The 23,231-nt window shown below is 52.2% G+C and carries 20 protein-coding genes; 1 reads left to right on the forward strand and 19 read right to left on the reverse strand.

Going from position 1 to position 23,231, the window contains the following annotated elements; translation table 11 throughout:
- Positions 1–32: 32 nt before the first annotated feature.
- The 3 genes from JXO50_08260 to JXO50_08270 all read right to left on the reverse strand — a co-directional run bounded on the left by JXO50_08260 (position 33) and on the right by JXO50_08270 (position 3,008).
- The gene (locus tag JXO50_08260; GenBank protein MBN2333083.1) at positions 33–887 is read right to left on the reverse strand and encodes an amidohydrolase; all 855 of its coding nucleotides are present in this window, start codon (positions 885–887) and stop codon (positions 33–35) included.
- A 136-nt stretch (positions 888–1,023) separates the two neighbouring features.
- The gene (locus JXO50_08265) at positions 1,024–1,818 is read right to left on the reverse strand and encodes a hypothetical protein (protein ID MBN2333084.1); all 795 of its coding nucleotides are present in this window, start codon (positions 1,816–1,818) and stop codon (positions 1,024–1,026) included.
- A gap of 2 nt (positions 1,819–1,820) precedes the next feature.
- On the reverse strand, positions 1,821–3,008 hold the full coding sequence (locus tag JXO50_08270; GenBank protein MBN2333085.1) for an LL-diaminopimelate aminotransferase: 1,188 nt from the start codon (positions 3,006–3,008) through the stop codon (positions 1,821–1,823).
- A 253-nt stretch (positions 3,009–3,261) separates the two neighbouring features.
- On the opposite strand from JXO50_08270, the gene JXO50_08275 reads away from it, so the two are divergent.
- Positions 3,262–4,773: a M48 family metalloprotease gene (locus JXO50_08275; protein MBN2333086.1), complete on the forward strand. Its 1,512-nt coding sequence runs from the start codon at positions 3,262–3,264 to the stop codon at positions 4,771–4,773.
- A gap of 70 nt (positions 4,774–4,843) precedes the next feature.
- Here JXO50_08275 and JXO50_08280 read toward each other — a convergent pair whose 3' ends face one another.
- From JXO50_08280 to JXO50_08355, 16 genes are all read right to left on the reverse strand, one after another.
- Positions 4,844–5,245 carry a cobalamin B12-binding domain-containing protein gene (locus tag JXO50_08280; GenBank protein ID MBN2333087.1) on the reverse strand — a complete coding sequence of 134 codons (402 nt, stop codon included), beginning with the start codon at positions 5,243–5,245 and terminating at the stop codon, positions 4,844–4,846.
- Positions 5,246–5,254: 9 nt separating this feature from the next.
- Entirely contained in the window at positions 5,255–6,931 is a 1,677-nt protein-coding gene (locus tag JXO50_08285) for a methylmalonyl-CoA mutase family protein (GenBank protein MBN2333088.1), read from the reverse strand.
- A gap of 281 nt (positions 6,932–7,212) precedes the next feature.
- Positions 7,213–8,361: an acyl-CoA dehydrogenase family protein gene (locus JXO50_08290; GenBank protein MBN2333089.1), complete on the reverse strand. Its 1,149-nt coding sequence runs from the start codon at positions 8,359–8,361 to the stop codon at positions 7,213–7,215.
- 91 nt (positions 8,362–8,452) lie between these two features.
- Positions 8,453–9,424, reverse strand: a complete 972-nt coding sequence (locus JXO50_08295; protein ID MBN2333090.1) for an electron transfer flavoprotein subunit alpha/FixB family protein — start codon at positions 9,422–9,424, stop codon at positions 8,453–8,455.
- A gap of 8 nt (positions 9,425–9,432) precedes the next feature.
- Entirely contained in the window at positions 9,433–10,203 is a 771-nt protein-coding gene (locus JXO50_08300) for an electron transfer flavoprotein subunit beta/FixA family protein (GenBank protein MBN2333091.1), read from the reverse strand.
- 19 nt (positions 10,204–10,222) lie between these two features.
- Positions 10,223–11,362 (reverse strand): acyl-CoA dehydrogenase, encoded by a 1,140-nt coding sequence (locus tag JXO50_08305; protein MBN2333092.1) that lies wholly within the window; start codon positions 11,360–11,362, stop codon positions 10,223–10,225.
- Between the two features lie 38 nt (positions 11,363–11,400).
- Positions 11,401–12,252, reverse strand: coding sequence for a 3-hydroxybutyryl-CoA dehydrogenase (locus JXO50_08310; protein MBN2333093.1), 852 nt, complete (start codon positions 12,250–12,252; stop codon positions 11,401–11,403).
- A gap of 73 nt (positions 12,253–12,325) precedes the next feature.
- Positions 12,326–13,606, reverse strand: coding sequence for an acetyl-CoA C-acetyltransferase (locus tag JXO50_08315; GenBank protein MBN2333094.1), 1,281 nt, complete (start codon positions 13,604–13,606; stop codon positions 12,326–12,328).
- Between the two features lie 51 nt (positions 13,607–13,657).
- A complete protein-coding gene (locus JXO50_08320; protein ID MBN2333095.1) occupies positions 13,658–14,839 on the reverse strand; it encodes an acetyl-CoA C-acetyltransferase in 1,182 nt (393 codons plus the stop codon).
- Between the two features lie 98 nt (positions 14,840–14,937).
- Entirely contained in the window at positions 14,938–15,171 is a 234-nt protein-coding gene (locus JXO50_08325; protein MBN2333096.1) for a CoA transferase, read from the reverse strand.
- Between the two features lie 121 nt (positions 15,172–15,292).
- Entirely contained in the window at positions 15,293–15,916 is a 624-nt protein-coding gene (locus JXO50_08330; GenBank protein MBN2333097.1) for a hypothetical protein, read from the reverse strand.
- Positions 15,917–15,979: 63 nt separating this feature from the next.
- The gene (locus JXO50_08335) at positions 15,980–18,280 is read right to left on the reverse strand and encodes a molybdopterin-dependent oxidoreductase (GenBank protein ID MBN2333098.1); all 2,301 of its coding nucleotides are present in this window, start codon (positions 18,278–18,280) and stop codon (positions 15,980–15,982) included.
- Positions 18,281–18,302: 22 nt separating this feature from the next.
- Positions 18,303–19,202, reverse strand: a complete 900-nt coding sequence (gene nrfD / locus JXO50_08340) for a polysulfide reductase NrfD (GenBank protein ID MBN2333099.1) — start codon at positions 19,200–19,202, stop codon at positions 18,303–18,305.
- The gene (locus JXO50_08345) at positions 19,190–19,810 is read right to left on the reverse strand and encodes a 4Fe-4S dicluster domain-containing protein (GenBank protein ID MBN2333100.1); all 621 of its coding nucleotides are present in this window, start codon (positions 19,808–19,810) and stop codon (positions 19,190–19,192) included. Before JXO50_08345 ends, nrfD begins: the two co-directional genes overlap by 13 nt.
- Positions 19,811–19,838: 28 nt before the next feature.
- Positions 19,839–20,783, reverse strand: a complete 945-nt coding sequence (locus tag JXO50_08350) for a hypothetical protein (protein MBN2333101.1) — start codon at positions 20,781–20,783, stop codon at positions 19,839–19,841.
- A gap of 52 nt (positions 20,784–20,835) precedes the next feature.
- Positions 20,836–22,803, reverse strand: a complete 1,968-nt coding sequence (locus tag JXO50_08355; protein ID MBN2333102.1) for a 4Fe-4S dicluster domain-containing protein — start codon at positions 22,801–22,803, stop codon at positions 20,836–20,838.
- Positions 22,804–23,231 lie beyond the last annotated feature (428 nt).

Below are 23,231 nucleotides of genomic sequence, written 5' to 3' on the forward strand. Positions count from 1 at the left end.
CCCGTACAGACTGAGGATGATGGCTGGTTGGACTAAGCGTCAACGGTAATCCCGAAGAGGCGGGCGGCATTGAGGCCGCAGATCAGGGCTTTTTGTTCCCGGCTAATACCAGCCTGTTCCATTTCGGCAAAATAGCGGGAAGGTTTCAGCAGAGGATAATCGGTCCCCAGCAGAATATGGTCATAACCGATCATCTCCCCAACGGCATGGTAGATCATGGGTTTATAGAGATAGGGAGAAGCCGCCGTATCATAATAGAGGTTGGCGACCACCTCATCCATCTCCCGCTTCAGCAGGTGGAAAAAGGGAAACCCGCCACCCCAATGGGCAAAAATGGTCGGCACATCACCATAAAGCCGGAGAAAGCTGTCCAGGTTGCGCAGCATCACATCGCATTTGCCCGGGTACTGGTGCCCCACCGGTTCATTGGTATGGAGCATTAAAGGCCGGCCGGCTGTCCGGAGGACCTCAATGACCGGGAAAAAAGCGTTGACAACTTCCTGAGTAAATCCCTCTATATAGAAGGCAAGCTCCCCCACCCCTTGCAGACCGGCGGCCAAACAACGTTCCGCCTCGGCAGCCGCTTCCGAAGGATCGTCAAAACCAAAACACGCCAGGCCAATCAACCGGTCAGGATAGGTTCTCACCTTTTCAAGAATATAATCATTGCATAAGCGGGCAACGCCCATATCCCGCCAGGGAAAACCGAACACCACAGCCCGGTCGACACCCTCTTCGGCCATACTGTTCAGCAGATCCTCCGCCAGCACCAGCTTAGATTGTGGTGACTCGTAGAGCAGCTTGAACTCCGGCTCCCCGGCAAAAAACCTATCCCGGTTGCTGACAATCTCAGGGGGGAAGAGGTGTACATGACTGTCGATAATCATGATGGTCATCCCTTTAGCATTGATGGACTCGCAGAGCGAGCGTAGATACTCTCCGGCAGCATCACTGACATACCCCTGCTGGCAGGTTATCCGGCAACAGGAAATGTCTGAAGCTCTCCGGATTCCTAGCCTGCGACTACCGCTGTGGCATGCCTTGCTGCAGGTATGGTTGCGGCGCTTGCCCGGGGTATGGCAAGGCCGGCGACACGGCTTGCGTTGGAAAAGCAAAAAAATCTTCGGAAAGAACGCCGAGTGACTGGCCACTGAAGAGAGAGATCATTTTCAGCTGGACTTTACTTTGCCCGTTGACAAGGACAAGGTACGGTTGAACGATGAGTCCGTAGCGACCCGCCTGATTCACCTCATTTCGCAGTCGATCAACGTCAGGCTGGGAGACAGGCGCTATACCCTGAATCTTGATGGTTGGCATGGAACCCAGCTGCAGAGCGATGACTTCGGTCATCTCGCCGGTTAACGCCTGAAAACCGGTAAGATTCTTGACCGGCGTTACATAGGCCATCACCGGGACCGGAATCATCACTTCATCGCCGACAGCAAACTCCTTCTGCTGGTCAACAATCAGCGCCCGGGATACGCTGCCGGCAGATTCCAGGATAGAAATCACCCCTTTGGGCGTTCTGGCAAAAACTTTTTCCACATCCGTCACCCTGCGTTCACTGGTATCGAAAACCACCAACTCGGCACCAGGTCCGGCAGTAGCCGCAGAACTGAACTCCACAACAACCTCATGTTCTGCCGCCAAAACGACGACAATCCGTCCCTGACTAAAGAGATTGCTTTCCACTTGGTCAAAGAGCGATACGACGGCATCGGCAAGCGTTCCCGCCCGTCCCATCGACACACCTGCCACCAGGAAGGCCATGGGAACAATCAGATAACAGATCATACATTTACTGATACTTCGCAGCATGGCTATCCCCTTTGGCCGATTACTTTGACAATGCGATCACCGGCTTCCTGGAGGCGCTCCTCAGGGACAGTCAGCGAAATACGGAAAAAACCCTCCCCGGAGGCACCAAAACCGCTGCCAGGGGTAACCACAACCCCGGTCTGCTCCAGCAGCATGGTCGCCACCGAGGCCGAATCCATCCCTGAAGGATTCTTAATCCAGAGATAAAAGGTTGCTTTGGGAGACGCAACCGTAAAACCCGCTTTTCTCAGGGAGTCGACCATGAAGTCCCGGCGCTGCCGGTAAAGGGAACTCAGCTCGGCCACACACTGCTGGTCAGCACTGAGGGCAATGATCGCCGCCTCCTGCACAGCCTGAAAAGCACCGGAATCAATATTGGTTTTCACCTTGCCAAGACCATTGATCGCCCGGGCATTACCGGCGGCAAAACCGATCCGCCAACCGGTCATGTTGTAGGTTTTTGAAAGTGAATGAAACTCAATGCCCACCTCCATCGCTCCGGGAATCTGGAGAAAGCTTAGTGGACGATAGCCGTCATAGGCCACTTCCGTATAGGCGGCATCATGGCAGACAATGATGTTGTATTGCCTGGCAAAGGCAATGACCTCTTCGAAAAACTCCCGGCCGGCAATGGCGCCAGTGGGATTGTTGGGATAATTGATAAACAGCAGTTTAGCCTTTTCGGCCACCTCAGCTGGTATGCGCTGCAGGTCGGGGAGAAAATTATTCTCCTCCAGCAGCGGCATGGCATAGGGTATTCCACCGGCAAACGCGGTTGCCACCGCATACACCGGATAGCCTGGATCAGGAACCAAGACATAATCACCCGGATTAACATAAGCCAAAGGCATATGGGCGATCCCCTCCTTGGAGCCAATCAATGACAGCACTTCGCTTGCCGGATCAAGGGCTATATTGAAACGGCGACGACACCACTGGGCAGCAGCCTCTCGAAAAGCCGGCATCCCCGCGTAGGAGGGATAACGGTGATGTTCCTTTCTGAGAACGGCCTGCTGCATGGCACTGACAATGTGACCCGGCGTCGGCAGGTCAGGATCTCCCACCCCCAGATCTATGATGTCTACTCCCTTGGCCCGGACTTCGGCTTTCTTCTTATCAATGGCGGCAAACAGATAGGGCGGCAATTGGTTAATCCGCTCGGCATAGGGTACACTGAATGATGATTCCACCTTTTCCACCTCTTTTTTAAAAAAAATTCCAATTACCCATGACCAGGATCCTGAAAACAAAATCCAGCCAAGACCAGCTGGACTTCACCATTGCCGGAACGCCATTGCAAAGGCTTTTAAAATCAGGTAACATGGTATAAACTAATGTTTTTTACGGTATCCCCTCTTACCAAATTCATTACCGGCTTGCAAGGTTTTTCATAAAATGGGGGTTGGCAGCAAAGCGATGGCTTCCTGGGTTACACTTCGACAGATGATGAAGCGAGACATCATGAGGATATCCTTTTCTCATCTCACCATCACCACCCTTCCTCAGCTGCGAGGATATTCAATCTGTATTCTTTTCGCCATACTGATTTCACTGTTGTCTTCCTGTGCGGTCAATCCGGTGACCGGCTCACCGGAACTGATGATCTACAGCGATGAGCAGGAAGTGTCCATGGGCCAGAAAGCCCATCCCCAGGTAGTGCAGGAGTATGGCTATTACAATGATCGGCAGATACAGGATTATGTCTCCGCTGTTGGCCGCCGGGTAAGCAGCCACTGTGAACGACAGTCCCTTAACTACCATTTTACGGTCATCGATGCCCCCATTCTCAACGCTTTTGCCCTCCCCGGTGGCTACGTCTATGTCAGCCGGGGACTTTTGGCTGAATGCAACAATGAAGCCCAACTGGCGGCGGTCATCGGCCATGAACTGGGGCATGTGAACGGCCGGCACAACATGAAGAGACTGCAGGCGGCGCTGGGAATGAATATCTTCAGCGTCGCAGTTGGAGCCGCCACCGGCTCTTCCGCCTGGCAACAGGTCAGCGGCACCCTCTTCGGGCTCATCGGCCAGAAATACAGCCGCAGCCAGGAGCGGGAGGCCGATGACCTTGGCACCCGCTATACGGCCATGGCTGGCTATGACCCTGGCCAGATGAGCAGCTTTCTCGGCCGTCTACGGGAGCTGCACAGTCAGGAACCGGCTGGTCTAGAAGCAATTATGGCCTCCCATCCCCTGACCTCGGAAAGGGTCACCAGAACAGCATTTCTGGCCAGCCAACTGCAAAAACAATATCCACGGGCGATAGAAATTAATCGGCAGTCATACCTGCAGGCAATCGACGGCCTGCAGACCGGACCTGACGTACGCGCAGGTTTTGTGCTCGGCAACACCTACACCAACAGTTTTTGCCGGATCAGGTTCACTATCCCGGCTGAAATGACGCTCAAACCTCTGAAGAATGGTTTTATCATGACTGACAGCGGCAAGCAGGAGCTGGTATTCATCTATCAGGAGATGGAGCGCTATCTACCGCCAGCGGTCATGGCCGATGGATTCATGGAAAAATATGCCACCCGCCTCCAGGCTGAAGAAGGTATTACCATCAATCAGTCGGCAGGAATCACCAGGGATTATCAGGTGAAGAACAAACAGGGCACCTGGCAGCAGATCAAGCTTGCCGCTTTTACCGGTCAGGATTTTGGCTACCTGTTTCTGGCCTTTACCCCCCACGCCAGTAAACCTGCGTTCCTGCAGCAGCACTTGGCCATGCTATCCCGACAACAAGCTGAAAAAGTCAACATCCCCCGGCTGCAGATCTACACTGTTCGTCAGGGTGATACGTTGGCGACCATTGCCGACCATTTTTTTCAGTCGCCTGCTGAAGCAAAAAATATTGCCGGCTATAATGGCCTGGGGGAAGAGTACCCGGCCCATAAATCGTTGCCCACCGGCATGCAGCTGAAAATAATCCCCGCCTATGGGCGGGATACCTGAGCCACCGATAAAAAACGGGTACTCGACAATGAGTACCCGCACTCGGCATTACGACCACCTACCATCATGATCAGGACTGGTTGACGTTCTTTTTAATCCATTCCACCGTGTCATTCACCGGTGAACCAGGAGTAAATATCTCCTTGATGCCGGCTTTCTTGAGTTCTACAATATCCTCTTCAGGAATAATCCCACCGCCGAACACCGGGATGTCTTCAGCCCCCTTTTCGCCCAGCAATTCAAGAATCCGGGGGAAAAGATACATGTGAGCACCGGCCAGGCTGCTGACCCCGATCACATCAACATCTTCCTGGATAGCCGTAGCCACCAACTGTTCCGGCGTCTGGTGGAGACCGGTATACACCACCTCAAAACCCGCATCCCGCAAGGCGCGGGCGACAACTTTGGCTCCGCGGTCATGGCCGTCCAGCCCGGGTTTACCAATGAGTACCTTAATTTTATCCGCTGCCATACTAGCCTCCTAAAACATTCCCGGATCGGTGTAACGACCAAAGACATTCCGCCAGGTATCACAGATCTCCTGCTGGGTCACATATGACTTGACTGCTTCAACCAGGTGCGGCATAAGGTTTTCCCCGTTCCGACTGGCTGCTTCAATAGCCTGGAGGCACGTCTGCACTTTGGCATTGTCACGCTCACTTTTAACCTTTTCCAACCGCCGGAGCTGACGTTTTTCCACCACCGGATCAATTCTCAGCAGTTCGATGGGCAGGTTCTCCTCCATCTGGTACTTGTTAACCCCGACAACAATCTTCTCGCCATCATCAATCTGCTTCTGGTAGGTATAGGCGGCATCGGCAATTTCCTTCTGAGGAAATCCAACCTCAATTGCTTTCAGTATGCCTCCCATATCATCAATTTTATTAATATAATCCATAGCCAACTGTTCCATTTTATTGGTCAGCGACTCAACAAAATAGGATCCGGCCAAGGGGTCGATGGTGTTGGTAACCCCGATCTCTTCACCGATGATCTGCTGGGTGCGCAGAGCGATGGTTACCGCATGCTCGGTCGGCAGCGCCAGCACCTCATCCAGGGAGTTGGTATGCAGTGATTGGGTACCTCCCAGCACTGCGGAAAGACCCTGATAGGCGGTGCGCACCACATTGTTATAGGGTTGCTGGGCAGTCAAAGAGCAACCGGCAGTCTGGGTATGAAAACGCAACAACAGAGAACGGGGGTCCTTGGCTTTAAAACGTTCCTTCATCACCCGGGCCCAGATGCGGCGGGCAGCCCGATACTTGGCAATCTCTTCAAAAAAATCCACATGAGCATTAAAGAAGAATGACAGGCGCGGGGCAAAAGCATCAACATCCAGCCCTCGATCAATGCAGGCCTGCACATAACCAATACCGTCAGCCAAGGTAAAAGCCAGCTCCTGGGCCGCGGTGGATCCTGCCTCACGAATGTGATAGCCGCTGATGCTGATGGTGTTCCAGCGCGGCACCTCATTGGTGCAATATTCCACGGTATCGGCAATAATCCGCATTGATGGTTCCGGCGGCAGCATGAAGGTTTTCTGAGCGATGAACTCTTTGAGCATATCGTTCTGGATGGTACCACCGATCTTGTCTTTGCCAACTCCCTGTTTCTCGGCCACCGCCACATACATGGCCAGCATGATCGAGGCCGGTGGATTGATGGTCATGGATGTGGTTACCTGATCAAGGGGAATCTTGTCAAAGAGGATTTCCATATCCGCCAAAGTATCGATAGCCACCCCGCATTTACCCACTTCACCCCTGGCCATGTGGCTATCGGAATCATAGCCCATCAGGGTCGGCATATCAAACGCCGTACTCAGACCGGTCTCGCCATGATCCATGAGATAATGAAACCGGGCGTTGGTGTCCTCTGCTCCACCAAGACCGGCAAATTGACGCATGGTCCACAGGCGGCCGCGATACATGGTCGGCTGCACCCCTCTGGTATACGGATACTGGGCAGGGTTGCCGAGATCACGGTCATAATCAAAACCCTGCAGGTCCTCGGGAGTATAAAGTTTCTTGATCGGCTCATTGGAAACTGTGGTAAACTGCGACAGGCGCTCAGGATGTTTGGCAATCGCCTTGGCATAGATGGCTTCCCAGGCCTGCTGCCGCTCACTGGTTCGTGTCGTCGCTTTATCGCTTGACATCAATTTTTCCTCCTGAAAAACAAGATAGCTGCTTTACTGCGTAACAGTAGGGCACCATACACTTTTTTTCAGCGCCGGGCAACCATTTGCTCTCCCTGCGCCTCATGATAACAACCAGCAACAACCAACACAAAAAACATCAGCAGCAGACAGAAAGAGAACTGCCATACGACCATCTCAAACCGGCTGCCAAGATGGAACATGCCACTCTGCAAAAGGATAAAACCTGATTCTACAATAAACTACAGCTGATCTGCCAACATATGCAAACGTGTGCTTCTTCAGGAAGCAACAAGAACATTACGGGCAATAACCAGGCGCTGAATTTCAGATGTTCCTTCATAAATGGTCGTCACTCGGGCATCACGGTAGAGCCGCTCCACCGGATATTCGGCAATATAGCCGTTGCCGCCCAGAATTTGAATGGCCCGGTAGCACGCCTGGTTTGCCCGTTCACTGGCCAATAGCTTAGCCATGGATGCTTCCATGGTAAAGGGCAGCTTGTTCTGCTTCAGCCAAGCAGCCTGTAAAACCATCAACTGGGCACTTTTCAATTCACTGTAGGTATCGGCAAGCTGCCACTGTATAGCTTGAAAAGAGGCAATGGGTTCATTGAACTGCATCCTCTCCTTGGCATAGTCCCGGGCATAATCAATCGCCTCCAGACCGATACCAATGGCCATGGAACCGATGCCTATACGGCCGCCGTCAAGAGCCATCAGGGCGATTTTGATACCTTCACCCTCCTTACCCAGCATGTTTTCGGCCGGCACCAGGCAGTCCTCAAGCACCAGCTCATTGGTTGCCGAACCCCGCTGGCCCATTTTTTCTTCCGCTTTGCCTATGGTCAGTCCGGGAGTACCCTTCTCAACCAGAAAAGCACTCAAACGACGGTTCTTTGGTGCTTCCTTATCGGTCACCGCCCAGATCACCAACACACCTGAATATTCAGCACTGGTGATGAAAATCTTACTGCCGTTCAGACGAAAGTGATCCCCTTCCCTGACCGCATAGGTTTTCATGCCCCCAAGATCGGAGCCAGCCATGGATTCGGTCAAACCAAAGGCACCGGCAGAATATTCGCCGCTGCAGAGCCTGGTAACATATTTCTTTTTCTGCTCTTCGGTACCGAAGCTGCAGATCACTTCAGCAACCATGTTGGTCACCGACATGGTAACTGCGGTTGCTGAACAGGCTCGTCCCACCTCGGTCATTGCCAGGCTGTAAGGCAACACCCCGACTGCGGCACCGCCATACGTTTCAGGGATGTTCATGCCCATCAGACCAAGCTCAGCCATCTTGGCAAGATTGCCCAGGTCCATCCGATGTTCCCGATCAAGAATAGGTGCTTGTGGTTTCAGCTCGGTTTCAGCAAAGTGGCGAACCACCTCCTGAATCATTCTTTCATCGTCGGTCAATGAGAAGTCCATAGCATTCCTCTACAAAATGACAACAGCTCACGATCATCAAGAGAGGGAGTCCCTCAACGTGATGATCGTGAGCTGATTGCGTCATCGATAATTAATTAGCCACTTCTTTCAGCTTTTCAATCAATGCGGGAATGATCTTATTCAGATCACCCTCAATGCCGAAATCAGCAACGTTGAAAATATTTGCTTCCGGATCTTTATTGATCCCAACAATGCATTTTGAAGACCCCATGCCAGCCAAGTGCTGGATGGCACCGGAAATACCGCAGGCAATATAGAGGTTGGGGCTGACCACCTTACCGGTCTGGCCGACCTGCGCCTGATGCTCCCGCCAGCCGGCATCGACGGCAGCACGGGATGAACCAACAGCACCACCAAGGGTGTCTGCCAACTGCTCAATAAGGGCAAATCCTTCAGGACTGCCCAGGCCACGGCCACCGGAACAGATAATATCAGCTTCCGTCAGTTCTGGGCGATCTCCGCTTTGCATTTTAACTTCCTTGACGGTGATACGAGCTGCGGGAATATCCGTCGCGAAATCAACCACAGCCGCAGCCCCTTCACTTTCCGCAACGGCAAAGACATTGGGACGCAGGGTGGCAATTTTCACCGGTGAATTAATTTTATAGGTCGCGATGGCCTTGCCGGCATAGATAGGATGAACAAAGGAAAAGTCACCATCGGCAAAAGCAATATCGAGACAATCGGAAACAAGACCGGCATCAAGACGGGCGGCAACCCGGGGTGCCAGATCCTTGCCGATGGCGCTATGGCCAAAGAGCACCAACGTCGGATTTTCCTGCTGGATGTAGGCAGCAACCACCGTTGCATAGGCATCGGTGGTATACTCAGCCAGCGCCCCATCATTGGCCACCGCAATTTCATCGGGACCAAACTTTTTAAGCTCATCAGCCAAACCAGTAACATTGTCTCCCACCAGCAGGACTTTCAGCGAATCGCCGGCTGCAGCGGCAAGACGTTTTCCTTCACTTACAACCTCGGAAGTGATTTTACGAAGGGCACCGCCCCTTTGTTCAGCAAATACGACAATACTCATTATTATACCCTCCTTTAAATCACCTTGGCTTCATTTTTCAATAAGGCAACCAGTTTGGCAACAACCTCATCAACTTCACCGGTAAGCACCTGTCCAGCCTTGCGAGCCGGCGGCAGTTCTGCGGACACCAACTCTGTCTTGGCAGCCACATCGTCAGCATTCAACCCCAGATCTGCCAGACTGACTACTTTCAATTCCTTGCGTTTGGCTTTCATAATCCCCGGCAGAGAAGGGTAACGCACTTCATTGAGACCTTTCTGAGCTGAAAAAAGCGCCGGCAGCTGGACGTCAAGAATTTCGGTACCGCCATCAATCTCCCTGGTAACCGTCGCCTGACCATCACCAAGCTCAAAACCAATAACCACATTGGCCTGGGGCAGATCAAGCTTTTCCGCCAGCCGGGAAGGCACCTGGGCGGCACCATCATCGACAGCTTCCTTGCCGCAGAAAATCAGGTCATACTCCATATCAGCAAGCAGCTTGGCCAACGCCACTGAACAAGCGGCACTGTCAGCATTTGCCAACGCCGGATCCTGAATCAGCACGGCCCGGTCGGCACCCATGGCCAGGCAATAGCGCAGGGCTTCCTGGGTTTTGTCGCCACCGACGGAAACCACCACCACCTCACCACCGTTTTTCTCCTTCAGACGGATAGACTGTTCAACGGCGTACTCATCGTACGGATTAACGATCAGGTTCACCCCCTGATCAGACACCTGGCCATCATTAATGACTATTTTGGCTTCCGTGTCAAAGGTTTGCTTGATGCAGGCTACGATGTTCACTATACTACCTCCTCTGTTGTTATTTTAGAACATTAGCTGAAATGACCAGACGCATAACTTCGCTGGTACCTTCATAAATTTCAGTGATCTTCGCATCACGAAAATACCGTTCAAGCGGATAATCGGTGGTGTATCCATAGCCGCCGAGAATCTGAATCCCCTTGGTGGCCGCTTTCATGGCCGTTTCCGAGGCCATCAGCTTGGCCATCGCCGCTTCCTTGCCAAAGGGCAGTTTCTGATCTTTCAGATAGGCCGCCCGGTGGGTCAACAGACGGGCCGCTTCATACTCGGTAGTCAAATCGGCAATCATCCACTGAATAGCCTGCAGGTCGGCGATGGGTTTGCCGAACTGGACCCTCTCTTTGGCATAGGCAGCGGCATCTTCAATTGCCGCCCGGGCAATACCCAGGGCCTGTGAGGCAATGCCGATGCGGCCGCCGTCCAGGGTTGCCAAAGCAATTTTAAAGCCCTGTCCCAGTTCACCCAGCAAATTCGCCTTGGGAATGCGGCAGTCTTCAAAAACCAGTTCGGCGGTGGAGGAACCGTGAATGCCAAGCTTATCTTCCAGCGTTCCCACCTTGAAACCAGGGTTGTCAAGATCGACAATAAAAGCGGACAGACCACGATGCCCCTTGCTCTTGTCCGTCACCGCGATAATGACCGCATAGTCCGCTTCATTACCGTTGGTGATAAAAATTTTCTGGCCGTTCAGCACCCACTCGTCACCATCAAGAACGGCGGCGGTCGATACGTTGGCGGCATCGGAGCCGGCATTGGCCTCGGTGAGCCCCAGGCATCCCAGTTTGCGGCCGCTGGCCATATCGGCAAGATAGGTTTTTTTCTGATCTTCGGTGCCAAAGAGTTTAATCGGCTCACAGGCCAGGGAGTTGTTCACGGACACAATTACCCCGGTTGAAGCGCAGTGGCGGGAAATTTCCTCAATGGCAATGGCATAACAGACATTGGTCATTCCGGAACCCTCATATTCCGGCGGCACGGTAACCCCCATCAGCCCCAGCTCCGCCATTTTCTCGACAGTCTGTTTGGGAAAGCGATGGTGCCGATCGACATCGGCGGCCAGGGGTTTGACGGTTTTTTCGGCAAAATCCCTGGTCATCTGCAGCATCATCCGCTCTTCTTCAGTATAGGAAAAGTCCATAGGTGCTCCTTACAGTGTACTGGCAGTTAGACTGACCGTTAGTTATACTCATAAAAACCGCGGCCCACCTTGCGTCCAAGGAACCCGGCATCAACATATTTCTTCAGCAGGGGGCAGGGACGGTACTTGGAATCTCCCAGGCCCTCATGCAGCACCTGCATAATCGCCAGACAGGTATCCAACCCGATAAGGTCAGCCAGAGCCAGCGGACCCATGGGATGGTTCATCCCCAGCTTCATCACCGTATCAATATCTTCCGGCTTGCCAACACCCTCGTAGAGACAGTAAACCGCCTCGTTGATCATCGGCAGCAGAATGCGGTTGGCAATAAAGCCGGGATAATCGTTGGCTTCACAGGGGGTTTTACCCATTTTTTCGGCCAGTTCCTTAACCGCCGCATAAGTTCCATCGTCGGTGGCCAGCCCCCGGATAATTTCCACCAGTTTCATTACCGGCACCGGGTTCATGAAATGCATGCCGATCATTTTAGCCGGCCGCTTGGTGGCCGAAGCAATCCTGGTAATGGAAATGGAAGAGGTATTGGATGCCAGAATTGCATGGGCCGGACAAATCTGATCCAGCTTGGCAAAGATATCCAGCTTGATCTTCTCATTTTCGGTCGCCGCTTCAACCACAATATCCGCATCTTTCATTGATCCCAGATCAGTGGTTGTCGTGATGCGGGCTAGAATGGCGTCCATCTCATCCTGGGCCATTTTACCCTTTTCAACCGAGCGGGACAGGTTTTTGGTAATGGTTTTCAGTCCCCGGGCAACAAACTCATCGGCAATATCATGCATAATCACCCGCATGCCGGCTGCCGCCGCAACCTGTGCGATACCATTGCCCATCTGCCCGGCACCGACAACCCCGAAAGTTTCAATAGCCATGATTCATCTCCTCCTCAGACATCTACAAAAGATTTATTTCCAGTCAGTATTATTGACTATCCGACGGCACAGCCTACGGCCTTTCGATAACCATGGCCGCACCCTGACCACCGCCGATGCACAGCGAAGCCAGGCCTCGCTTGGCATTGTTCTGCTCCAGGGCGGTAAGCAGGGTTACCAGGATCCGGGCACCTGAACAGCCAATGGGATGGCCGAGGGAAATCCCGCTGCCGTAGATGTTGGTCTTCGAGAGATCGAGATCAAGTTCACGCACGCAGGCCAGCGCCTGGGACGCGAACGCCTCATTCAGTTCGAAGAACTCGATATCAGCAAGCGACATATTGAGTTTGGTCATCAACTTGCGGATTGCCGGAATCGGCCCCAAGCCCATGTAAGCCGGATCAATGCCGCCAAAATCATAGCCCTTGATAACCGCCTTGATGGGCAGCCCGAGACTTTCCGCCTTCTCACGGGACATGAGCAGGAGAGCGGCGGCGGCATCGTTGATGCCTGAAGCATTACCGGCGGTGACGGTGCCGCCTTTTTTGAAGACGGTGGCCAACTTGGCCATTTTTTCCAGGGTGGTATCCATGGGGCGCTCATCAGTGACAAATGCCAGGGGATCTTTTTTCCGCTGCGGCACCATCACCGGAACAATCTCGCTGGCAAAGATGCCATTGTTAATGGCCGCCAACGCCCGCTGATGGCTGGCAAGCGCCAGTTCATCCTGGTCCTCCCGGGAAATGTCATACAACTCGGCAATGTTCTCCGCGGTCACACCCATATGGTAGCCATAAAAAATTTCCCACAGACCATCATGCACCATCAGATCAACCATCTCAGCATTAAACATCCGGGCTCCCCAGCGGGCACCGGGCATGGCATAGGGAATCTGGCTCATGTTTTCCATGCCGCCGGCAATGACCACCTCGGCATCCCCGGCAGCAATGGCCTGTGACGCCAGCGCCACCGCCTTCATTCCTGAAGCGCAGACCTTGTTGACGGTATAAGCGCCGGCTTCCTTGGAAATGCCGGCCTTAACGCACGCCTGGCGGGCGGTATTCTGACCCTGGGCACTGGGAACCACATTGCCCATGATAACCTCATCGACCTGCACCGCCTTCAATGACTGATCCCAGGTGTTGTACTTATCGTCAACACCACATGCCTTTCCCTTGAGCTGATCAGGGGTTGCGGCCAGAAACTGGTCGCCGGCCTGGGGCCGCAGGGACACTTTTTCCAAAACACCCCTGATGACAGTTGCGCCAAGATCAACGACAGGGACATCCTTCAATGATCCCCCGAACGTACCGATTGCTGTCCTTACTGCACTGACGATCACCACTTCTTTCATCTCTACGGCCTCCCTCATACCTTTGCCACGCTAGGTGCTAAATTATCTGGATTATGAAATATTCTCAATGATCATGGATACCGCTTCGCCGCCACCAAGGCAGAGCGATGCCATACCGAACCGTGCATCACGATCTTTCATGGCATAAATCAGGGTCGTCAGGACCCGGGTCCCGGAACAGCCGATGGGATGGCCCAAGGCCACCGCTCCGCCGTGGACGTTCACTCTGGCCATATCAATGCCAAGCTCCTTGACGATTGCTACCGACGAGGTGGCAAACGCTTCATTGATCTCATGAATATCAATCTCCTCAAGCTTCATCCCTGCCCTTTGCAGAACTTTGGGAATGGAATTGATGGGGGCCACCAGGACATCTTCGAGGGGAACACCGGCTGCCCCCTGAGCTACAATTCTCGCCAAAGGCTTAAGCCCAAGGGCAGCGGCTTTTTCCCCGGACATCACCAAAGTACAGCTGGCTCCATCACTGATTTTAGAAGCATTGCCAGCAGTTACCAAACCATCTTTCTTGAAGGCCGGCCGCAGCTTTTCCAAATTGGCAAGAGTGGTTTTCCGGGGGCCTTCATCCGTATCGACAACATAAGGATCACCTTTCCGGGGTTTGATGGTCACCGGCATAATCTCAGCTTTGAACTTGCCGGCCGCCTGAGCCGCCAGCGCCTTATCGTTGGAATCAATGGAAAACTGATCCATCTCTTCCCGGCTGATACCGAACTTTTCGCTGACCAGCTCTGCCGTGTAGCCCATGTGATAATCGTTAACCACATCCCAGAGGCCGTCATGCACCATGCCGTCAACAAGCTTCCAGTCCCCCATCCTCATGCCCTGGCGGGAAACCGGCAGATAATGGGGAATGGTACTCATACTTTCCATTCCCCCGGCGGCAATAATGTCAGCATCGCCGCACTTAATGGCCTGTTCAGCCAGCATCACTGCTTTTAAACCGGAACCACAAACTTTATTAACCGTGATCGCCCCGCCAGCCATAGGCAGGCCGGCTTTGATCATCGCCTGCCGGCCGGGGTTCTGCCCCAGGCCGATGGGCACCACGTTGCCCATAATTACTTCATCCACCAGCTCTTTGCCGATCCCGGCCCGTTTGATTGCCTCGACAATAACCAAGGCGCCAAGCTCCGTGGCGGTGAAAGATGACAGGCCGCCTTGAAAATTTCCAATTGCGGTTCGCACAGCACTGACAATCACGACATCGTTCATCTCTGTTTATCTCCTTAAAAATCCTTCAAATTTGCAAGCCTTTCATGCCTGCTTCAGACCACACCCTGCTGACGGAAAGAATCAATGGCCGCGGCGTCTCAACCCAACGCCGCCAGGACCTCATCAGTATGCTCTCCCAACCAGGGAGGAAAGAAATGGAAGGTCCATTGCTCACCGTCAAACATAATGGCGGAATTTAACTGGCGGACGACCCCGCCGCCGGGGAGCGGCAGATCGTAAAACATCTGCCGGGCCTTGAAATGATCATCGTCAGCCACCTCCGCCAGGCTCCTGACCGGCTCGCAGCGGATATTCTTGCCAGCCAGAATTATTTCCCGGCAAGCTGCCGTTCTGGATTATCAGTTAACGTAAGGTGTAGGATGGAGGTTGTGAAAAAAGGACGATGAGCAAGGCCAGGTCAAGGCTGACTTCCCCATAATCCTTTTTCACCTACTACTTTGTGTCTGCTTTTTCAAGGTCTTTTTGTTCATCCACCAATTTTACAAAATGGCACAGCTCACACTTGTCATCGCGCCGGTCTGCCAGGTGGCATTCACCGGTGAAACAGCCATGCATCCGGGGGCGATTGGTCTCGATAGAAAATTTATCATGGGTTACTGAAACGTGACAGGCTAAGCAATTATCAATCTTTACTTTCTCTCCTTTAAAGTGTTTTTTATGGGATATTTTTACGATTCTGGTCTTTTTTACTTCGTTCAGCTGGGGAATCTCAGCGTGGCAGCGAAGACAATTATCATGAATCCGTTGCTGACTGGCAAGAAATTTTTCCGGTATAACAAGGCTGCGGTAGTGATTAAACAGTGTATCATCCGGAGCCGGAAAAGCACCACGATGCTGGCTGTGACACTCATAACAGGTAACCGTCTGGGGATGAAATTTTGCCTCATGCCACTGCCGGTAAATAACCGGATGGCATGACTGGCAGAGGCTCTCATGGGTATTAGAGACGCGCGAAATAGCAAAAAAAACAACGACGCCAACCATCAGTACTGCCAGCACTAGGCTTGTTTTTAACCATGTGGGCAAAAACTTGAAAAAAGAAAAATCAATTTTCATCTACATTCCCCCTGAGTGAAGAACATCTTCTGCAGGATACTAGAGCAATCCCAAGAACTTCAGCTAACCTTTAATGACTCGAATGAGTGGATTGATCAGGGTTATTCCCGGAGCTTGACCAATCTGCTGGCCACGCAGAATGGGATTGATATGACAGCCATTACCTTTATCTTTCCACCAGACAGGCTCTTTCTTGTCCCAACAGTCGAGACGGAAGGTAAAAGGCATAAAAAGCAATGCTTTACGGCTGAGTAATGATTTAGTCATCGGATCAACCTGGGAGATCGGCTGTGCAGTGGCTACCCGCCCCATATGGGTATGCCCATGGCCGGCGGCCATAGCCGCACACCCGGGATGAATTGCTTCGGTTATCCAGGCCCGTGCATTGACGGTGCCAAGAGCAGTCCGCACCTTAATGGCATCCCCTTCAGCAATACCCAGATGCTTTGCCCGGCGAGGATGAATCCAAAGCGGGTTATCATGGCGTAACTCCACCAGGTATTTACTGTTGCCAGTCCGGGAATCAAGCACATGCCAATCGAAAGGAATCAGGAAAAAATCCGTTTCTCCATAGGCTTCCGGCGGTGTCAGCTGGGTGTTGCCCAGATCACCAACCCGCAGTCTGGCTGACTGACTGGCAGCGTTATTCTTATTCGTGACAACAAAAAAGCCGGTTTTTTTCAGATAGGCAAGTCCGCCGGAAACCTCCAGACCTGGCACCTGTTTTACCAGTGCCTCAAGGTAGGAAATAATGGAGTCATGGCTGAAAGGCCCGGTCGAAGCCTCACCCGCCAGTTTCCTGCCAAGATCAAGGACAATCTGATTGAACTCCCTGCCACTTGCCACCGGCGCCATGGAGGGATCAAAAAGCTCAAGCTTTTTAATCTTCGCCTGGCGCAGCAGCAAAATCTCATCCGTTGGCCGTGAAACCGGTTGACGCAACGATACGCACCACTGCTTCCGGTTCAGTCGCTGACTATAGAGCCCCCATGATTCCAGTTCTGTAGCCACCGGCAGAATCAGGTCGGCATAGCGGGAAGTTTCGTGCACATGGGTATCCATGGCAACATAAAAGGATATGCGCCGCAGATCCTCCAGCAGCGCCGTGGGCAGTTTTCCATCATAGGTTTGATAGACCGGATTGGCCTGATAGGAAATCAAGACCTGGGCAGCTCCCCTGTCTTTTAGCTTTTGAAAAAACCAGCCGGTTGAAACCGTATTTTCCACCGATGATGCCGGCTCTGCTCCCAGGGTTACCGGCTGTTCATAGCTGAGGGCATCCTGGAGCCGTACAGCTCCGCATAGGACGTTCAGCAATTCTATGGCGCAGGCATTTTCCCACCCATGTTCTGCATGGAAGACTTCCGTGCCAAAGATAACCACCGCCGGCTGTCGATGACTGAGCTGATACGCCATGTCATTGATCGCCTTGACCGGCAGCTCACAGTTTTTACCGACTGCCTCCGGCGTAAACACCTCCAGGTGGGTCAGCAGATCAGCAGCTTTCATGCCCGTCTCGGCAAGGGATTTGCGATCATACCAGCCGTTGATGAGCATCACCCGGGCAACGGCCTTGGCAACATCGCCATAATGCTGGGGTTGCACCGGATGCCATGCATTACTTTTACCACCTGTCTGGGATAGTCTGGCCGCCACGGTAACCAACGTCAGACCATTTTCCACCAACCCGTCAACCAATGAACGCACCTCGGTAACATAAGCATCACCGGTACGAAAAGGGTCATCGGCAAAATTGAGGATATAACGACAGTCTTGATACTTACGGTAGCAGACAGGGGTACCATAGAGTTGCTGCCGGAAACGCTTCAGCAGAAAGTCGCGGCTGGTTTCAACCTTGGTTGCCCGTGGGAAAAGGCTGAGAAAGGACTCAGTAAGCAATTCATCCTGACCATTGACATAGGCCAAGTTGGCTCCCTGAGAAGCATAAACCGGCGCCAGTTTTTCAGTCAACAGAGCGTAGGCTTCCTCCCAAGAAACCGCCTTCCACTTGCCTGCCCCCCGCTCACCATCACGAAGCAACGGGGTCAGGACCCGGTCGGGATCATAGAGACGATCAAGCTGGCCATAAGCCTTGGCGCATAACTTGCCACCGGCCATCGGATGATCCCCATTGCCGAGCATCATCACTACCCGGTCCCCTTCCCGGAAGGTCATCAACCCACAATGATTGTCACACAGCGAACAGGTTGTGGGATTGGGATTGCGATTTTTCCGGGTTACCTTGGCCGATTGCTCATTCCAGGGTTTCCGGCGCATCCGGGCCAGTTTCAGGCGATCAGGCAATACCAGTGAAGTACCACCCCAGGCACCGAGCTGCAAAAACTTTCTTCTATCAACTTTCACAAAGGCCTCCTGCACATCCCTGCTACATCAATGGCAATGCCTGGCCACCGTAAACGGTAACAATCCGCATCACCAGGATACCAATCATATTCATTATGGCCGCCAAAATAAGGAAAAAGTTATTTTCCCGCAACTTGGGGGTCATGACAATAACCATGGGAATGACTTTACCAACCAGATTCTCCATGATGACGAACCAGAAAGCCATCTTGCCAAAGAGCATGAAATGGGCAACTTCCTGGGCTTCCAGCTTGGAATAGATAAGAACGGAATAATCACAGAATACCAAGAAAAGATCAACAAGCAGCAGCCAGCCAAGAATCTTGGCCAGGGTACGGATCAGCTCCAGATTGATCTCTTTACTTTCAGTAAAAAAGCGGTCACGAATCATAATCAGGAGAATCATCATGGAAATCCCTGATACCATGGCCGAGAAGAGAAAAACGATCGGCATCAGACCTGTATTCCAGTAGTCCCGGGCAACACCCAGGGCCAAAATCCAGCCCGTATAGCCATGGACAGCCAAAGCCAGCGGAATCCCCAGAGTGCCAAAGAATTTGGTCCATTTCTTATTACCCTTGAACATGAAAATCCCGTAGATTATGGAGTTCAGGGGATAGAGCATGATCAGAAATGCTCCATAGGTCATCGCTGAGGTGGGATTCAGATAGACAAAATGGTTCCACACCGATTTTATCGGCCAGCCAACCTGCATCAGCAGAAACATGGGGGCCAGCAGAAGGAGCAGGACAGCGGCAACCACACCCATTTTCCCGGCCGGCTTGAACATGTCAAATCCAAAACCATAGGAAAGGGTCGAAATCATGAAAGACCCGGCACTTAAACCGGTACAATAGAAATAGTAGGAGATCAGGAAAGCCATGGCCGTCTGATACTGGACATCATAGACTATTTTTCCCATACGAGTCTAACCTCCTCCTTGATTTCCATCGTTGCATGGTCCAGACCAATATAGTAGACCCGCGGGGCGGTACCGATATCAACCTTCAGTCCTTGAACCGGTTTACTTGCCACCAGTTTGGCCACCTCACTATGGGAATCATTGAGATTGCCGAAGACCCGGGCTGAGGTGGGACAGGCTTCAACACAGGCCGGCTGCAATCCCTCATCTACCCGGTGGTAGCAGAAGTCGCATTTATCAATCATGCCCTTGGTAGGATGAATATAGCGCACCTCATAAGGACAGGCAGCCATGCAGTAGCGGCAGCCGACGCAGCGGTGGGGGTCAACCATGACGATCCCATCTTCCCGCTGATAGGCAGCCTTGACCGGACAGACCTTGACGCATACCGGATTTGCGCAATGGTTGCACAGGGTTGGGCGAAATGAGCGCACCACCACCGGGTACTGCCCTTTTTCAATTTCTTTAACCCACGAACGCCACATGCCTAAAGGCACATCGTTCTGCACTTTACAGGCAATTTCGCAGGTATGGCAGCCGACACATTTTTCCAGGTCGATCACCATCCCCCACCGGGGCAGATCAGTTCTTGTTTTCTCCGTCGACATAACGTTTTAGCCTCAACTTATTGGGCGGTTACTGGTTTTCTTCTTTCTGATAATATGCGGCAATTTTTCGCAGGCCGGCATACAGCCCCCACAAGGCCAGCAGGGTAATAATACCGGCCACCACAAACCCGTACAGATTACGCATGCTCCAGACGCCAAACTGCTTATCATGATCCGGAAACAGGTGAAATGAGCCAAACATCAGCCCGGCCTTTTGAATCTTCTTTTCATGGCACTTCTGACAGGGCGCCTTAGTCAACTCCTTTTCGCCATGGGCAGCATCGCCCTGGTGACAATCAACGCAGGCTTCCTTAGTAAAGGTAAACCGCTGATCTGCCTTGCGGTGTGCCTGGACTCTGAAGGTCGCCATCCGGCTCAACAGACCGGTCACCTGCCGCTCTTTATGACAGCGAGAACAGGTTTTCTTAAGGTTCTGCCGATGGACGGTGGAAGCAGGATTCTTGGCCCCCAGAGGATAATGGATTGTGTGACAATCATAGCAGTTAGGGGCATTTTCCTTGCCGGCAACCCAGGCTTTGCCATGAGCTCCTTGCAGATAGGCGTCACTCATCAGCTTTTTCTCAGGAATCTTCAAGCCTTTTTCCTTGATCCGCTCCTTGGCTTTATAGGGATACAACCCCTCAAGTTCGGAATGGCACGCCAGACAATTGACTTTTGGATAGCCGGCCCGCAGATGGGTCTTGTTGTCAGAACCTTCATGACAATCCATACAAACCAGCTTCTGCCCGTGGAGAGTCTGCTTAAACCGCTCCTGGTCGATGAACAAAGACCGCGCCTCACCCTGCAAGCCGCCGGCCGCCAGATTGACTTCCTTGTGGCACTTGAAACAGTCCTCGTTGGTCAGGGCAGCATACCCAGACCCAACCAGCAGACCAATCAACAGGGTTGACATAACCATCAGCCTGACATACCGGCCATAACGCTGCATCAGGGAGACCATTGTCCTCACCATTCCCCTACACCCCTCTATCTACGCTACCATACCACACCCGGCTGACCACCGATCAACCCAGTGCCTTTTCCACCATTTCAATAATATCATACACCTTGACATCTGCTTCTCGGTCATAGGTTTTCAGACCGTCTTCAAACATCACCATACAGAACGGACAGGCGGTAACCGCAATCTGGGGATTTTTTTCCAGCGCCTGCGACACCCGCTCTTCATTGATCCGCTTACCGATGGTTTCTTCCATCCACATGCGGCCGCCGCCGGCACCGCAACAATAACCGCGCTTCAGACGGCGATCCATCTCCACCAACTGCAGACCGGGAATATCGCTGAGAATAGCCCGTGGCTGACTGAAAATTTCATTGTAGCGACCAAGATAACAGGAATCATGATAGGTTACCCGGGCCGGCAACGCATGCGTCAACGGCAGACGTCCTTCCTGCAGCAGTTGATGGAGATATTCGGTATGATGCAGCACCTCATAGTGGCCACCAAACTGCTGATAATCCTTTTTAATCGTATTGTAGCCATGGGGGCACATGACAACAATCTTCTTTACCCCATAGCCATTCATCACTTCGATATTTTCCATCGCCATCATCTGGAAAAGATACTCATTGCCCATTTTCCGGGCAGAATCACCGCAGCATTTTTCCTCGGTTCCCAAAATTCCGAATGAAATCCCGGCTCGTTGCAAAATCTTAACGAATGAACGGGCAACCCTTTTGTAGCGATCGTCAAAGGAACCGGCACACCCTATCCACAAAAGGATCTCCACCTCATTGTCTTCAGCCAGGGTTTTAATCTCCAGATCCTTGCACCAGTTGGCCCGGTCAGCCCAGCCGATACCCCAGGGATTGCTGTTATTCTCCATGTTCTTAAAGACAGTCTGCACTTCAGCCGGAAAGCTGCTCTCCATCAGTACTAAGTTGCGCCTCAGATCCACCACCTTGTCAATCTGTTCGACATACATGGGGCAGACCTCCATGCATGCCCGACAGGTGGTACAAGCCCAGATTTCATCTTCCGTAAGATAGCCACCAATCAACGGCTTTTCATCGTCCGGTATTCCGTAGCTCAAATCCTCTCCCTGGGCCTGGAGATGTTTGATGGTCTTAACCTTATCGTAAAGGCAGCTGCGAATATCCTGAACCAGTTTTTTCGGTGACAGAGGCTTTTCACTGAGAAATGCGGGGCAATTATCCTGGCAGCGACCACAGCGGATGCAGGCATCGGAGTCCATCAACTGCTTCCAGGTAAATTGATGGACATGGGCGACACCGAAACTCTCGGCATTCTCAATATCAAGAGCACTCACCACACCCTTGGGAAGCAGCGACCGATAATAGGCATTCAGGGTTCCGGTAACCAGATGCAGCAGCTTGGTATACGGCAAAGTACCAATCAAGGCAATAACAGCATAAAAATGAATCCGCCACACCCAACGGATAGCAGCGGCATCAATGGCAGCACCAAAAGGAGCAAAACCGCGGGCCAGAACACTACCTACCGGGGCAAAAACTGTCCCATCTGGATCAATAACCGAAAGGCGCAATCCTTCAACGACAAAACCGCTGACAAAAATAAAGGCCAGCCAGCAGAGCAACAGAACATCTTCGCCACCACGGTCATCAAGACGTTCCGGCCTGGCGCCATAGCGGCGATAAACAGCCAATGCCAGCCCGACTAGCGCAAGAACGCCAACCACATCGAGGATGAACGAAACGAGTCCGGCAGCCAGGGGTGGCAGGGTAAAAAAGAACGCCTGGGCAAAAACCACAAAGAGGAAAGGAACCAAAAATCCGAAGAAGATAAACAGGTGCATAATCCCGGGATTACCTTCCTCAAGAATGCGATCATGGCCCACAACAGAAGACAAAACCATGGCGAAGCGACGCGAACGATCTCCCGAACGTTCTTCAGCTTCACCAATCTTCCAAACAGACCATTTTCTGGCAATACCGTAGATGAGGACCACTGTAAAAAACAGCAGAACCAGCACATCCATAGAATTCAGCATAACCTACTTCCCTTCAATAACACTTATTGAAAATCTCTGCCCTGAGCACCTAAGCCAGTATTAGAAAGCAAAATTCACGCCAGCATCAAACAAATAGCAGCACAAAAGACTGAATAGTTATTCATAAAAGGACAGCCACCCAATACCTAAAAAAAATCTCCTTGTCAAGGGCCTATAAAAACATTTTACCATCATGCCGGGTAAAGGATGTTTTTCAGTTAACGTTAACTGAGGAATAATGGCAAAAAAAGACGCCTTGGCAACCCCACAGACGTCGCGTCATTTATCACAAAGCCCATTTCAGTGTCAAGGTTTTTTTCACCTCGCCAAAGGGCAAAATCGCCGGAAGAGGCAGATATCATTTAGATAAAATAGCCCAGAGAAAGCCTTTAACGTGGCCGGACATTACCAACTCAAAGGAGTATCTG

The organism is Candidatus Anaeroferrophillus wilburensis, assembly GCA_016934315.1.
GTDB lineage: Bacteria > Desulfobacterota > Anaeroferrophillalia > Anaeroferrophillales > Anaeroferrophillaceae > Anaeroferrophillus > Anaeroferrophillus wilburensis.

Coding starts and splice junctions, on each gene's coding strand:
- JXO50_08320 (MBN2333095.1), bottom strand. CDS start 14,839: ATGAACGATGTCGTGATTGTCAGTGCTGTGCGAACCGCAATTGGAAAT.
- JXO50_08330 (MBN2333097.1), bottom strand. CDS start 15,916: ATGAAAATTGATTTTTCTTTTTTCAAGTTTTTGCCCACATGGTTAAAA.
- JXO50_08265 (MBN2333084.1), bottom strand. CDS start 1,818: ATGCTGCGAAGTATCAGTAAATGTATGATCTGTTATCTGATTGTTCCC.
- JXO50_08345 (MBN2333100.1), bottom strand. CDS start 19,810: ATGTCGACGGAGAAAACAAGAACTGATCTGCCCCGGTGGGGGATGGTG.
- nrfD (MBN2333099.1), bottom strand. CDS start 19,202: ATGGGAAAAATAGTCTATGATGTCCAGTATCAGACGGCCATGGCTTTC.
- JXO50_08350 (MBN2333101.1), bottom strand. CDS start 20,783: ATGGTGAGGACAATGGTCTCCCTGATGCAGCGTTATGGCCGGTATGTC.
- JXO50_08315 (MBN2333094.1), bottom strand. CDS start 13,606: ATGAAAGAAGTGGTGATCGTCAGTGCAGTAAGGACAGCAATCGGTACG.
- JXO50_08290 (MBN2333089.1), bottom strand. CDS start 8,361: ATGGACTTCTCATTGACCGACGATGAAAGAATGATTCAGGAGGTGGTT.
- JXO50_08305 (MBN2333092.1), bottom strand. CDS start 11,362: ATGGACTTTTCCTATACTGAAGAAGAGCGGATGATGCTGCAGATGACC.
- JXO50_08275 (MBN2333086.1), top strand. CDS start 3,262: ATGATGAAGCGAGACATCATGAGGATATCCTTTTCTCATCTCACCATC.
- JXO50_08260 (MBN2333083.1), bottom strand. CDS start 887: ATGATTATCGACAGTCATGTACACCTCTTCCCCCCTGAGATTGTCAGC.
- JXO50_08285 (MBN2333088.1), bottom strand. CDS start 6,931: ATGTCAAGCGATAAAGCGACGACACGAACCAGTGAGCGGCAGCAGGCC.
- JXO50_08280 (MBN2333087.1), bottom strand. CDS start 5,245: ATGGCAGCGGATAAAATTAAGGTACTCATTGGTAAACCCGGGCTGGAC.
- JXO50_08310 (MBN2333093.1), bottom strand. CDS start 12,252: ATGGCTATTGAAACTTTCGGGGTTGTCGGTGCCGGGCAGATGGGCAAT.
- JXO50_08355 (MBN2333102.1), bottom strand. CDS start 22,803: ATGCTGAATTCTATGGATGTGCTGGTTCTGCTGTTTTTTACAGTGGTC.